The following is a 13232-nucleotide window of genomic DNA, read 5'->3' as shown; positions in this document are numbered from 1 at the left end:
TATACTATACGAAAAAGGAGGTACTTCTATGAGACCATTACAAATTTCTCCAGATACTGCAGTCCGTCTATCAAAAGCGTTAGGTGTCCCACTTGAACAGCTTATGCATATGCCACAGCACATTTTAATTCAAAAGCTAGTTGAATTAGAAAAACAAAATAAAGACGAAGAATAATATGGTCCTGTTTTGCAGGGCTTTTTATTATCATCTATTATATCACGGATGACTCCCCCACTAAAATATGTAACACATATTCTATTCTCCCAATTTAAAACCCCCTCCTTTATGAAAGGAGGGGGTTTTACTATAAGATTTCAATTATTCGAATTGTCCGTGTTTATCTTTTGTCACAATCGTAAACAATTTATACAATCCTAAAGAAGCTGGAATATTCATAAATGCAAATGCCTCATACGTATAATGCGGGGCTGTTTCCCATAGTAACAAGAACGTAAATACCCCTAATGTACTAATCATCGCAATACGTATAACTTCCGATTCTTTTTCATCTTTCTTTGTATAAAGAATAACAGCCGCAATAACAGCTATATACACGAATAATTTAATAACGTAAGAATATATAGTAACGATTTTATACTTCGTTGTACTAAAATTCGATACAAAATTAGTTACCTTGTCATTCTTTTGCTCGAACCATTGCCCAATTCGGTACATGGAAAACTGACTCGATACCCATTCTCTAGTTATTTTTTCATTCAAATGATGTACATAACCCATTACACCAAGTTCATTAAAACGCTGTACTATAACTTTTTTATTATGTTCATTCAAGTCCTTCGTATTCTTTATGTTTTCATCATCAATATAATCTGCATCTGCCTGATTCCAAACACCATACGTATCTTTGTTCAAACCCATCTTTACCCAATGAGTGTACGGAATTTTTTCAATTTCATTATCGGTACTAAGATTTAGCTTCGTCGTTATACCTTTAAAACTTATAATAAGGATTAAACAAAACACAACACTACTTAACACCTTTACAGAATATTCCTTACGAAACTTTAAAATATTTTCAATTAAAATCGCTAACGCTACCGCCAACGCTGTCGGTCGTATAATGTAAGTACAAGCTGCGAAAACCCCCAATAAAATCCACAAAATAATCTTCATTCTTTTTGTTTCCGCCGTTTTCAAGCACAAATATGTATACATCGTTGCTGAAATAAAAAATATTACTAATGTATGTGTATAAAAAACCGGAGCCTGCCAATATATAAAAATGTTTAGCACAGATAACACAATCGATATGTGAGCAACTTTAAAGTTTGTAATCTTCCTTACAATCAATACATTTAAAATAATGCTACCTGTTATACATACTATTGGTAATATTTTTATTGCTAAATCTACGCTTCCTATTAATTTGGAAAAGTACCCTCCTAATAATACAATATGTGTATTATATGGATAAAATAGAAGCTGTCCCATTTCTAAAAATTGATTATCTCCATTAAACACAGAGACAATTCCTTGTTTAAGGATGGCATAATCCCCTACAACAGGATTAAACGCTATAGAAGTAATACATATTTCTACCATCAAAATACTTATTACCCCTAAGGTAATCATAATATTTGTATACGTTCGTTTCATTTTATTAATAACCCATTTGTAATACATAAAGAAGAGCACAAATAAAAGAAGTGTCGCTACTATAACAGCGCCTATCTTGCTTGCAGTATACTCCTCAGTCGGATACGGAAATTCTCCACTCATCAAAATTACTTTCGGAATGAAAAACTTACTTACTATCATTGAAAAAACAGCCAAAAACACCGTCATAACAATGATTGGATACAATCGATCCACTATTTTTTTTACAGACATTCTTATATTCTCCTATACCTATATCATTTCCCAATCAATGATACGTTATCAAGATTACGATGTCAAACCCACGTATTCCCTGCGCAATCTCCTTCTTTCCCCTCCATCTTTCTACATAAATTTATACATATTCCACTAAATCACCCCACAATTTGGCGAAGGCGTTAGGTGAGAGGTTAAAGCACGATTGGTGAAGACTAATAGCCAGTGTAGGATGACCTTTACTGATCACAGTTTCACTTTATTGCACATGTGGCGCATCTCCTGAATCGTGTAATTCTTTCGCTTTTTCTTCACCGAATGTAGTTAAATTATAATGTTACTAAAAATAGGGGGTATTTTCATGAATTTACATAAGCCTCTTTTATTCATCTGAATACATTTAATAAAATCGAACTTACCGCTCCGCTCCTTCTCGATAAAATAAAAAGACCAACGAATCTTAACATTCATTGGTCTTCAATTGAAAAGTTATTGGTTTAAAATTGAAATGCATTATAAATTTATTAACTTTGTTTAAAGCGTAAATCCTTTATACCTTTTATTATCAGCTAGCCTTATGTTCAAGTCTCAGCTTATCCGCAACCATTGCGATAAACTCGGAATTCGTAGGTTTTGCTTTTGACACGGATACTGTATAACCATCGCTATATCAAGGCGTGTTGTATTTCATAACTATCATTAAATGCTTCTATTTATTGGTTAGAAGTGTACAATCTATTGCTTATCTAAATTTAATTGTACCACCTATTTGAAGTACCTTCAATTATATTCAGACATTATTTTTTAGCCTGTTGAATACTTATATATAACTTATTAGTAATCTATTTCAACATAGGATGAATCCAACTTCCTCGCAACTGAATAATAGTTAATCACTTACAATTTCCTACAAGAAATTTTTTGCTTTATTCTATAATTTTATTAAATCAAAAATAAACTCCATTCAAATTCATGTTTTATACTTATACACCGTTTCTAATGTAAGGTAGTAAGTGTTAGAAGCTTTCCCTTGTCCTACTATAACAGATAGTAACCCTTGTTCTTTCAGTCCTTTTATTGCTTTTGTTGTATTACGGTTCGCACGTAAATAGTCTTATTGGTTATATGATAACTTCACAGGTGCTTTATCCGATTCTAATTCTTTCATAATATATAGTAACAATAGTTCTGTTTTATATAAGTTAGTGCGTTTGAATAACCCCAATAATAGACACCTTTCTTCCTTATTATATGTTTTAGTACCTACACTAATGACACCTAGCCTTCTATATAGCACAAATTAATTACTACAAAAACAATAAAAACTTCCTCTTAACTGTGGGATACATATTAAAAAGACTTATGCGTAATTCACATAAGTCTTACTTTTGTTACTCATAATTAATTATTATTTGTCTTCGCAATCACATAAGCTAGAAAACAATTCTTAAAATGATGAACCAATAATGCACTACTTTAAAAAAATAGAATTGATATCTATTAAATATAATAATCAGGATTTTCTTCCATTTTTATTAAAAATTCTTCTAAAGAATCCTCTATTTTCGTTGAACCATAATATATAGGACATTGACCTATTTCATTTTCCTGCTTAAATTTAATTGTTAAAAAGCTAATCTCTGATACTTCAAAAAATACTAGTGATTCTTCATCATCGACATCGTCGAAATTAGGATTATATTCATAAATATCTTGTCTTAAACGAAAATCTGCAACAGAAAATGGGTCCATGAATCTGTTAATAAGAGTCTTATTAGTCTTTAAAAATCCATAGCCAATTTCCTCATAGAAACGTTTTAATTCTTTTGGGAATTGCATTTTCAACAAATCTTCTGCTTCTGCTATCTCTTCTTTTGATAAAGGATAAAAAATAGGTTTTTGATTAGATTTAATACTCTCGTCTGCTACAATGTGTTTTTTCAAAAAATTAAACATGTTTTAATTACCTCCTTATTACAGATGGGCTGTTTTCAATACTTCCTCAAGCATTGTATTGAAATCATTATATGTGTTCATCACTGTGCCAGATGGTTTATCGAGTTCTAGATAAGTACTGTCTGATAAGTTTTTGCAAAACCACGCAATATTTGAATCCCCAAAGAAAAGATACTCTTTTTGAAATTCATTTTCATACCAAATCTCATTCGTGTCTATAAAGCCGCAAATTTGTTCATCTTTTTCTGTTTCTAGTAAAGGAGAATCAACTCCGTAAAGTACCAGCCCATTAAAATCTAAACCATTTATAATTTTAAGAAACTCTTCGTATTCACTCGGTAAATCAACATTAAATTTCTCTTTTGCATGTTCTCTTAATTTCTGAACTTCGCTATCTGTTGCTGGCGTACTCAGTTTATCATTAAAACTTTTCTCTATTTTTTCAATTTCTAAAATCAGATTTTTCCACATATAAATTTCACCATTGCTTCAGCTTGAATCTGTTCAAAAATTCCTTTCTCATTTCCCTCATAATTGTCTAACATTCTTAGGATTTCTGAAACTTTTGTGTCCATGCTGTTAACTCCTATCAGTTATTTTAAGGACTTTCTTTTACATGTCCGCTTTTGAATCCCATACCTCTACAAATTCAAAGCCTTTTAAATCACTCTCTAAAACTGCATTTCTAAATTCGTCAGACACTAAAACAGTAGAGGAGTGTAATCTTTGATTTAAATAGGTTTTAAATATTATCTGCCCTTCAACTATATTAGGCAAAAATGCGTATTTTTCGAAACCTATTATTAATCCTGTACTTAGTTTTTCAAAAACTGCTTTATTGTAGTCAATTGCATCAATTGTATTTAAAACGTTTATTAGGTAATAAACTTCACCTGTAACATCATGGGTTAGCGGAAGGAACTCAACATTATTACAAATTAGAGGTTCTAATACCTCTTTTGCTTTTCTACTAACCATCGGCGTGCCAAGTTCCCCCCAGAACATAGGACAATCACTATGGTTATCTCCTTCTACACATTCAACAAGAATTTCTCCCCATGAATCAGATAGCTTTATTGCCAAATCAATTTTTTCATCGAAATATTTTTTACGGTCTTCTTTCAAATTTAATAGTTGAAAAGATTTATAGTGATCAAATAAACTTTTTAATTGCCAAATTTTCATCTTTTTTCTCCTTTACTATTTTTCTAGCATAAATAAAATTATTCCTTCTTCGGTTTATTTAATTTTAATTTACCATTTACAATGGCAAAACATACTATGTAACAGCAAATGAAGCCTGTGTATATGTGAGGTAGTAGGTAGCAAAAAAGCAGAACCTGATGAAAGCTGAGGTTCTGCTTTTTTATAATGTCTGTCAGCTTTTGAAAGTCAATTTAACTACATATTTGCTTCTGAATCCCATATCTCTACAAATTCAAAACCTTTTAAATCACTTTCTAAAACTGCATTTCTAAATTCATCTGCTACCAAAATATAGGTCGGGTGAACCTTTCCATTTATATACAATTTAAAAAACATTTCATTTTGAACAACACTAGGAATAAATACAAATTTTTCACAGCCTATTATTAAACCTGAACTTAATTTTTCAAATATTGTATTATTAATATCAAGTGCATCTAACACACATAAAACGTGAATAGCATAGTACTTTTCGTTTGTTGTTTTATGAATTAATGGTAAAAATTCAACATTATTGCCTACTAAGGGTTCTAATACTCCTTTAGCTTTCTCACTAATTATTTGTACACCAGATTTCCCCCAAAAAATAGGACAATCACTTTGATACCCTTCATCTATAATCTCAATAAATTTAACTGTCCATGAATCTGACAAACTCACTGTAGAGTTAAAATCATTTTTAAAATATTTTTTGTCCTCTTCATAATTTAATAATTGAAAAGTTTGATAATCACTAGTTGAACTTTTTAATTGCCAAATCTTCATATGTATATTCTCCTTCACCATTTATTGACATATAGTTATTTCTTTGGTTCATTTAATCTTATCTTACCTTCTAATAAATCTTGTCTTATTTTGTGTAAAACTTCAGCTACATCAGCTTGAGTACCACCCATTTCCACAACACTATTTAGTCGTTCTGTTACTTCTCTTATATACTCTTTAGAATGGCTACCTATATGCAATACTTCAGTGGTCACATAATCATTCACTTTATACGGTAAAAATACCCCATTGACAGCAGCATCATGGTGTATTCCAATCTCTTTTAATAATTCCTGTACTTCCACAGCCCTACCATCATTCCAAGGTACAATATGATGTGCCGCATTAGGATACGGTGGTGGTTCAATCCCTGCTTCTTTAAGTTCTGCACGCAATTTTTGAGATGCTGTATACGAATCGGGATACTCATTTTTTACATCTACTTTATCAAGAACCTTATCTGCGTAATCTTGGATTACCTCTTGTACATCTTTAACTCTAGTTTTCCCACCAGTTTTTGAAAACATAAATGTATCACGGGCTTCTTGTAAAGCTTCAAAAGTTTTTATCTGAGTGCTTCCAAAGCCGCTAGCACCTGCAAAAGCAAATCGGTTTTTCAATGGTATTTGATTCGAAACAGACGAGATACCTTCTGAGAATTTTGCTATATTCACACTTTCACCGAGTGTAGTTATTTTTCCTACTCTGCTTATCCCTTTATCCCCAGCCCATCCTAATCCAACGTTCATAAAAGTATTCGTTCCCCATTTTGCAATACTCTCTGCATCACCATGCCAAACATCATTCATAAATGAATCCGAAAAAGTATTCCACGCAGTATATGCCGTCTCTAGGGGATGGCCTATAGCATACTTAATATTCTCTTTTGTTACTGTATCGTCTAGTGAATTGAATCCTTCTACAATCCCTCCGATAACTTCCCCAGAACCAACGTATATACCGTCCCAAATTTTTCTAAGCATAGATTTTTCAGGGGGGGTATCATACATTGTACCTTCTTCGATATTATCATCTGATAAATTGTCATTTAGAAGATTGCTAGCTTGGCGTGCCCTATCTTCTCCAATCGCTTGAATAGCAGTTTTCCACTCCATATTCAACCCTTGTGTACTAAATGTACCACTTGCAGGACTAAAGCCTTTTCCACTTTGTACCTCTGCTAAACCTGTCGCAATGCTAGCGGCTAGTTGGAGTGCAGTATCATAATTATTACTAGAAATATAATTAAATTCATATAGATGTTCTAATTTTTCTTGCAGTTTTTTCCTCATGACAGTAAAAAGATTCGCCATAGCGTCCATACCTGGGATTGGCATAGCTTGACTGATGGCTTCCATACTTGCTTTCATTCGGTCAATTTCTCGAATTTGTTCTAATATTTCTTGTTCGATTACATCTGTGGAAGCGACTTGTGATTGAAATTGACTTGGAAAGGCATCATTTTGACGGATTAATTCTTCACATAAGTAAATGATTCCTTGTGCTAACGGACGAAAGGTTTGTACAAAAAATGATTTTGCACTGCTATAAGTTTGTCCTTGTAGAACAGTATCAATTGCAAAGGTGTCAATCGACTGAATGACTTGTTCCATACCTTGAATGGTAGCGTTACATACAGCGTTCATACTTTGAGTTTGGCTTTGCACTTCTCCCAAATACATATTTAAACTCATGCGTTATCCTCCCTTGCTAGTTGTTGCTGTTGATAGGAAAAATCATTTTTCACTCGAACCATAATACCCCTTCTTTTCCTAGTATTTCATAAGGAAATTATACCATGCTTAATTATTGCACCGTTCTAAACACTTGGCTTTTTTTAATAAAAATTTAATATGCCTCCTTTAAAAAAGGTAAATTAACCAGTTTTCTTCTATTATAAATAAAAAGTAGAAATAATATCGGAGTACGTAGGAATTATTTAATTACAGAGGAGAGATGAAGATGACTAATAATAAATCAAATGATTCAAAAGAAGAATTAGCAATCCCAAAAATTCCAGACACGGATGAATTGATTAATATAGAAGATGCAAGAGAAGGTGTTCAAGTTATAATTCCCGCCTATGAAAACATGCGAGAAGGAGATGGAATTCAAATTTACTGGGGCGATGAATGGAATATAGAAGAAGGAGAAAAGAAGGAAAGGGAAAAGAAAAATCAAGAATAAAATACTCTTGATTATATAAAAAGAAAAGCAAGCACGACGCTTGCTTTTTCTATGTTTTCGTTATTTTTGTTCTGCATATTGTTCTGCATGGTACTCAAGTTCTCCAAAATAGGCTTTACGTACGTCTTCGACGGTCACAATAGGGTGAAAGCCATTGTAATAAGATTGTGCCATATCAAAATCTACTAAACGACGCGTACGCATATCAATCGGTCGGATACCTAAACGAGTTTCAATGTCACGGAATGCACCCAGTTCCCCGCTTGCGTCCATGATTAATTCATGTTGTTTTACAAGTGATTGCAAATAATTCAGCTTAGCAGTTTTGATTTCATCGGCAAGTGCTTCTTCTTGTTTACGAATCTCCGCAAATACCTTGTCGCGGTCTGCTTCGACTTGACCACGCATTCCTTCTAACGCACCTTGAAGTAGATTATCCATATTCCCTAACATAATAAGCACTTGTTCTCGTGTCCCTTGAACCGCGGATAACTCCGTACGTAGCTTCTCATTTTGTATTCCACCATTCATAACAATACTTTGGAAATCAGCTTCGATTTCTTTGTTTAATCGACGAATGTCCGTATCCAATTCTACTAATTTATTTTGCAATTCAATACGTTTTCCCTCGTAGTTTTCTACTGTTTGTTTTGCTACTTCTACTGCGTTTGTCATATTTAATATCCCCCGTTTAGAATCGCATCAATGTCGGCTAACAAATCTTCTGTTACTCCGTCCTGTGCGATGTTGATTTGTTGTTTTGTTTTGATTTCTGATACATCAGTAAGCTTGCCTTGTGTCTTCAAGTACAACTCAATGAACTTTGGTGATTTGCCATCAATAGCCCGACGAACCAATGTATCCATGACGCTGTAATACGCATCAGCTATAAGTTTTTCTTTTAATTGACGTTCCATCTCGACCCACTCTTCAGCTTTTCGCCAATTGTAGATGGTTCGCCTATCGACTCCTATGTCTTTTGCAATGGCGGTTAACGTCTCCCCGCTTCTTTGACGTTGGAACACATCAGTCAAAATTTCTAACTGCTGCGGTGTCAACTTACGCTGCTTCATCAACAACGCCCCCCTTTTGTTTTACAAAGGCATCGACTAGATACACTTCCTCAACGGAATACCCCAGACCCGTTAAAGCTTTCCATAAACGCACATTCATTAAGTCCGCAATTGGCGTAAATCCGCTTTCTACTTTATTTAACGCTGAATGACCGATAAGCATTCTATCCGCTAGTTGAGAAGCCGTAACACCTTTGATTTTTCGTAAAATACCGATAGTCGTGTGATTCAACATAACTGGTATTTTCAGTTCTTTTTGTTCCATAAACGTAACCCCCGTTTTTATATGTAAATTTAATCGTTGTAATAGGAAAAAGGACAAACATGACTCCTACATCACGTTTGCCCAATTAGGAAGAATTTGTTGGCAATATCAGTAACACTATCGGAAATGATTGGTCGGGAAGTAGTGTAAGACTTCCTCACTCTTAAGACATGCTGCGAGGTCTTTTAACAAAGAGAAAATGAAACTTTTTATATTATTTGAGAAAATAATTGTAGGCATAAAAAAAGAGAAGCCAACGAAACGGATCGCTGACTTCAAGAGGAATATCAAATTGATAACAAAAGCGGAAACGGTTAATTTGCAACAAAGAGGAAAGCCCACTCATTCGTACTGGCTTAGATGCGAGGTCTCGAATTAAGATTGGTTACATTGACAACAAACCGTTATAGCTTATAAAACTAATATACCGTCCGTATATAGCTTATCGGCTTCATATCACGCCGTAGGATGTGTTTCCCATGCCCAACACCGTTCCCTGTCGGGTGATTCGCTAAATAACCCGTATATCCTTGTAATGAAGCTTATACAAGAATAGCCGTGAATCAGTGTCATGATCGCCGCTTACGAGTAACTGGTTAACTCCAGTCGTACAACCATGTCTTATTTTGAACTCCCGACACTCTTTGCCATTAATGTCTTGTTTATCATCGTTATTAGGTGTTACGTACCGTAGGCTTTCTTTATGCAAAATTTATTCATCTAAGAAGATTCTGAATGTTAATAGTTAGTATTACTTAAGGCTTCATAATATATTGTTGCGTAGTATTAACTTCTTTCCCGTCTTATACAGTAATAAATACAATATTTTTCGTTAGTTTGTCACAACAAATGATATTTTTATCCGAATAACAAAAAAAGCAAGAACGTAAATTCGCTCCTGCTATACAATATTTGCTATCTATCTGTATTTCTCATTACAGCTTGTTATTAATAAGGTATCCCCGTCACTACTGAAAACATTTAGCAGACTTGTGGGTTTCTCAGCTTCTTTAAGTTTACCTAAATTTTATCTACGATATTGACAAAGAAACCTACGATCTTATTATGAAAGTATATTCGAAAAAGATTCTCTTAATTGTTCTATTTGTTTCTTATTAAATCTTCTTATTTCAGAAAGTGTGCCAGCACTCTCTATTTCTACTAATAAATAGTCGTTAGTTTTGTAATCTTTCATAATTCGAATATCTTGTTTTTGGGGATTCTGTTGTTTTTCTGAATCCTCTTTTTTTACCTTTTCTCTTTTTATCGGCTTCACTGTATCTTTTATCTCTTTTAGTTTCCCTATTAACTCATCATCAAATATAATCTTGCCCATTTCATCCCTTTTTACAGAAAGGTTATTTCGTTTAATCCAATAGCTAATTGTACTCTTTCCAATCCCTAGAGTTCCAGCTACTTCAGTACGGTTCAAATACTTTCTACCTTCATCGTTGTGCAATACTAACTGCTGTTGCATTGATGTTTGAGATTCTTTGTTTTGAATTTTTGATATAGATGGCACTTTTTTCTTCAATTCTTCTATCTTACTTCTTACATCTGATTTTTGATTATCTCCACAATTCATAACAATTAAATTACATTTTCTCAAATCATAAGGATTATCTGTTAAATTTACAACGTGTTTTATCCTACTATCAATACCCATAATGAGTCGTGCCAAATTAATTGTTTTTCGTCCATCACTTCCGCCTATATATTTTTTCTTATCCCTTTTCCAACTTTTCCATGCCCCCTTGATAGCCATATCAACCTTTGAAAAATCTTCTGTTTCAATATATACTTCTTTCACTTGTTTCGTTGCTGCATCTGGACAATATATTACTGTATACCCTTCACCCAAATGCCTAAATTCATTTATCATTGATTATCCACCTTTCATTTGACAGAAATTTATAAATCAATTAAAATTTTATAATTTTCAGTCTTAAAAATCTACATAAACTTACAATTTCCTTTAAATAAGGTGACAAATCCCCTAAATCTAATCATATATTCCATTCCTTCTAATAGTCCTTTTATATGTTCATCTATAGCTACTCTCTATACAGTAATCATTCTCTATATTTTTACTATGCTTTGCATATTAGTTTTATCTTAGCCAACTAACAGCTTAAAGTTTTTAGATTTCTGTGTTATTCGCATTGACTTTTTTCTTTGAAGGTCTTCAGACTATCGAATTGTTACGAGGAAAACGGCTTGGTGGATAGACTTCTCCCTTTCAAAAATTCACAAGATTAAAGTCTATCCACAATACTATCGTCATGTCGACGAGGTATCCGTATTGTATAGAAAGACGCATTGACTGCAATTAGTTATAGCTGTCAAAACGCTATACCATTTGCTTGTAACTTATCGACTATTAATACAAAATGTTTTTTCGCCGTACGGTGCGTGTCCACGCCCTACACCGTTCCCTTTCGGGTAATTCGTTACAAAACCTGCTATCCTCGTAACAAAGTACGAAAACAACCGTGAATCAGTGTCGTAATCGCCGCTTAATAGTAAATGACTAACTACAGCCGTACAATTACGTCTTATTTGACCCCCCAGACACTTTTCACCGTCCACGTCTTGAGTATCATCGTGGCTCCCTTAGGCTTCGGTATACGAGGCTTGTGTCCTTTACCTCGCTTACGTTATACGGTTATAAATGCGTCAATAAACCGATATCCGAATGTATTTTCTGCGTTGGCTACATTAAACCCCGTCTATTTTGAGATACGCTTCACAGCATACCTTCGTGGTCACGGTATCCACGTTCAGGGTTACCGCACACCAACACTTCTAATTACCTAAAAAGACAATAGGAAACTAAACACCTTGCTATCCATTTTTCAAAAATGGTATAATACAAGTGCTAAATGTACGGAAACCCCGTTATTTAGTTGTAAATCATTACTTTTAATTTCGAGTCACCTATTGCAGTAGGTGACTTTTTTCTTTGACTTAAAATTTCATACTTGCTAATGGCGAATGACGTTGGTATTTATTTTTAACTTCATCATCAGTAAAGTCTAAGTACGCCCTTTGCGTTACTTCTACCGATGAATGCCCTAATACCCTAGACAAGCTAAACCAATCACCGCCATTAAGAACGTAATACTTTGCAAAGTTATTTCTTAATTGGTGAGGTGTAAAATGTATACCTACCTTTTTACCAATGCTTCTAATACTCGCTTCGAAATTATTAACGTTCAACATTGTCCCTCTTATCGTAGGAAACAAATACTCTGCATCACTAAATCTATCCTTATACTTCAACCAACGCTTTAGATCGCTAGCCATGATATTAGAAAAATACACATAGCGTTGTTTCTTATTTTTTGGATTCGTAATTAGGATACTTTTATTTTTTATATCTAGGTCTTCGGCTTGCATACTACAACATTCTCCTGCACGTATACCTGTATCTAAAATAAGTTTAATCATGACGTAACTTCTAAGCCCATGGAATGTACTTATATCGATCGAGTATAATACTTTCTTTATTTCATCTACCGATAACAATATCTTTTGTTTCCGTTGCGGCTTAATCGATTCAATTTTAGATACCGGATTCTTAACGATATCCTCTTCAGCTTCTAAAAAGTTGAAAAACACCTTAATATTACGAAGGTAATTAGCAATTGTTGTTTCGCTAATGGTCTTTCCATAATCAGTTCTACGTGTTGGATAATTAATTTGTTCACTAGCTGTATTAGATGTAAATGTGTATTTACCACGTTCCCTTAAATATTTAATATACGTCCGAATATGAAGAGGTTTTACCTTATCAACATCCGTAATCCTTAATTCTCTTTCTAAATATGAAGCAAATAACTTCAACGTTTGGTCATATGAACGAATTGTTTTCCTACTTAAATGCTTTGCATCGCAATGAAGCAAAAAGTTTTCGACATTCATCTGAAAGTTATTCATACAACAA

The 13232-nt window shown here is 33.6% G+C and carries 13 protein-coding genes and 3 pseudogenes; 2 read left to right on the top strand and 14 right to left on the bottom strand.

Annotated elements, in window-relative coordinates; genetic code table 11:
- Positions 1-28: 28 nt before the first annotated feature.
- Entirely contained in the window at positions 29-175 is a 147-nt protein-coding gene (locus tag ACQKNI_RS20345; RefSeq protein WP_001247671.1) for a YycC family protein, read from the top strand.
- 144 nt (positions 176-319) lie between these two features.
- Here the strand turns inward: ACQKNI_RS20345 and ACQKNI_RS20340 are convergent, their stop codons facing one another.
- From ACQKNI_RS20340 to ACQKNI_RS20300, 9 genes and pseudogenes are all read right to left on the bottom strand, one after another.
- A complete protein-coding gene (locus tag ACQKNI_RS20340) occupies positions 320-1852 on the bottom strand; it encodes a glycosyltransferase family 39 protein (protein WP_088230989.1) in 1533 nt (510 codons plus the stop codon).
- Positions 1853-2093: 241 nt separating this feature from the next.
- Positions 2094-2171 (bottom strand): annotated as a pseudogene (locus tag ACQKNI_RS20335) (PRK06770 family protein); the annotation flags it as partial.
- 228 nt (positions 2172-2399) lie between these two features.
- Positions 2400-2495 (bottom strand): annotated as a pseudogene (locus tag ACQKNI_RS20330) (sporulation transcription factor Spo0A); the annotation flags it as partial.
- Between the two features lie 309 nt (positions 2496-2804).
- Positions 2805-3059 (bottom strand): annotated as a pseudogene (locus ACQKNI_RS20325) (GntR family transcriptional regulator).
- Between the two features lie 275 nt (positions 3060-3334).
- Complete coding sequence (locus ACQKNI_RS20320) at positions 3335-3790, bottom strand: SMI1/KNR4 family protein (protein WP_088230988.1); 456 nt, start codon at positions 3788-3790, stop codon at positions 3335-3337.
- An 18-nt stretch (positions 3791-3808) separates the two neighbouring features.
- The gene (locus ACQKNI_RS20315; protein ID WP_088230987.1) at positions 3809-4261 is read right to left on the bottom strand and encodes a YrhA family protein; all 453 of its coding nucleotides are present in this window, start codon (positions 4259-4261) and stop codon (positions 3809-3811) included.
- Between the two features lie 141 nt (positions 4262-4402).
- Positions 4403-4975 carry an imm11 family protein gene (locus ACQKNI_RS20310; protein ID WP_088230986.1) on the bottom strand — a complete coding sequence of 191 codons (573 nt, stop codon included), beginning with the start codon at positions 4973-4975 and terminating at the stop codon, positions 4403-4405.
- A gap of 216 nt (positions 4976-5191) precedes the next feature.
- Entirely contained in the window at positions 5192-5761 is a 570-nt protein-coding gene (locus ACQKNI_RS20305) for an imm11 family protein (RefSeq protein ID WP_088230985.1), read from the bottom strand.
- 35 nt (positions 5762-5796) lie between these two features.
- Complete coding sequence (locus ACQKNI_RS20300; protein WP_088230984.1) at positions 5797-7455, bottom strand: AHH domain-containing protein; 1659 nt, start codon at positions 7453-7455, stop codon at positions 5797-5799.
- 268 nt (positions 7456-7723) lie between these two features.
- Between ACQKNI_RS20300 and ACQKNI_RS20295 the strand changes: the two genes are divergently transcribed.
- On the top strand, positions 7724-7948 hold the full coding sequence (locus ACQKNI_RS20295; protein WP_088230983.1) for a hypothetical protein: 225 nt from the start codon (positions 7724-7726) through the stop codon (positions 7946-7948).
- Between the two features lie 60 nt (positions 7949-8008).
- Here ACQKNI_RS20295 and ACQKNI_RS20290 read toward each other — a convergent pair whose 3' ends face one another.
- The 5 genes from ACQKNI_RS20290 to ACQKNI_RS20270 all read right to left on the bottom strand — a co-directional run bounded on the left by ACQKNI_RS20290 (position 8009) and on the right by ACQKNI_RS20270 (position 13225).
- Entirely contained in the window at positions 8009-8623 is a 615-nt protein-coding gene (locus ACQKNI_RS20290) for a hypothetical protein (RefSeq protein WP_088230982.1), read from the bottom strand.
- Between the two features lie 2 nt (positions 8624-8625).
- Positions 8626-9021, bottom strand: a complete 396-nt coding sequence (locus ACQKNI_RS20285) for a phBC6A51 family helix-turn-helix protein (RefSeq protein WP_088230981.1) — start codon at positions 9019-9021, stop codon at positions 8626-8628.
- Positions 9008-9343, bottom strand: a complete 336-nt coding sequence (locus ACQKNI_RS20280) for a helix-turn-helix domain-containing protein (RefSeq protein ID WP_240522861.1) — start codon at positions 9341-9343, stop codon at positions 9008-9010. Before ACQKNI_RS20280 ends, ACQKNI_RS20285 begins: the two co-directional genes overlap by 14 nt.
- Positions 9344-10349: 1006 nt before the next feature.
- Complete coding sequence (locus ACQKNI_RS20275; RefSeq protein WP_088230979.1) at positions 10350-11168, bottom strand: MerR family transcriptional regulator; 819 nt, start codon at positions 11166-11168, stop codon at positions 10350-10352.
- A gap of 1085 nt (positions 11169-12253) precedes the next feature.
- Complete coding sequence (locus tag ACQKNI_RS20270) at positions 12254-13225, bottom strand: tyrosine-type recombinase/integrase (RefSeq protein ID WP_088230978.1); 972 nt, start codon at positions 13223-13225, stop codon at positions 12254-12256.
- Between the last annotated feature and the right edge of the window lie 7 nt (positions 13226-13232).

It is taken from the genome of Bacillus sp. NPDC094064, assembly GCF_050279585.1.
Taxonomy (GTDB): domain Bacteria; phylum Bacillota; class Bacilli; order Bacillales; family Bacillaceae_G; genus Bacillus_A.
This window is presented reverse-complemented; position numbering and strand designations above follow the sequence as displayed.

Bases quoted from the DNA above. Each gene is read 5' to 3' on its own strand.
- ACQKNI_RS20345 (WP_001247671.1), top strand. From the start codon at position 29: ATGAGACCATTACAAATTTCTCCAGATACTGCAGTCCGTCTATCAAAA.
- ACQKNI_RS20340 (WP_088230989.1), bottom strand. From the start codon at position 1,852: ATGTCTGTAAAAAAAATAGTGGATCGATTGTATCCAATCATTGTTATG.
- ACQKNI_RS20320 (WP_088230988.1), bottom strand. From the start codon at position 3,790: ATGTTTAATTTTTTGAAAAAACACATTGTAGCAGACGAGAGTATTAAA.
- ACQKNI_RS20315 (WP_088230987.1), bottom strand. From the start codon at position 4,261: ATGTGGAAAAATCTGATTTTAGAAATTGAAAAAATAGAGAAAAGTTTT.
- ACQKNI_RS20310 (WP_088230986.1), bottom strand. From the start codon at position 4,975: ATGAAAATTTGGCAATTAAAAAGTTTATTTGATCACTATAAATCTTTT.
- ACQKNI_RS20305 (WP_088230985.1), bottom strand. From the start codon at position 5,761: ATGAAGATTTGGCAATTAAAAAGTTCAACTAGTGATTATCAAACTTTT.
- ACQKNI_RS20300 (WP_088230984.1), bottom strand. From the start codon at position 7,455: ATGAGTTTAAATATGTATTTGGGAGAAGTGCAAAGCCAAACTCAAAGT.
- ACQKNI_RS20295 (WP_088230983.1), top strand. From the start codon at position 7,724: ATGACTAATAATAAATCAAATGATTCAAAAGAAGAATTAGCAATCCCA.
- ACQKNI_RS20290 (WP_088230982.1), bottom strand. From the start codon at position 8,623: ATGACAAACGCAGTAGAAGTAGCAAAACAAACAGTAGAAAACTACGAG.
- ACQKNI_RS20285 (WP_088230981.1), bottom strand. From the start codon at position 9,021: ATGAAGCAGCGTAAGTTGACACCGCAGCAGTTAGAAATTTTGACTGAT.
- ACQKNI_RS20275 (WP_088230979.1), bottom strand. From the start codon at position 11,168: ATGATAAATGAATTTAGGCATTTGGGTGAAGGGTATACAGTAATATAT.
- ACQKNI_RS20270 (WP_088230978.1), bottom strand. From the start codon at position 13,225: ATGAATAACTTTCAGATGAATGTCGAAAACTTTTTGCTTCATTGCGAT.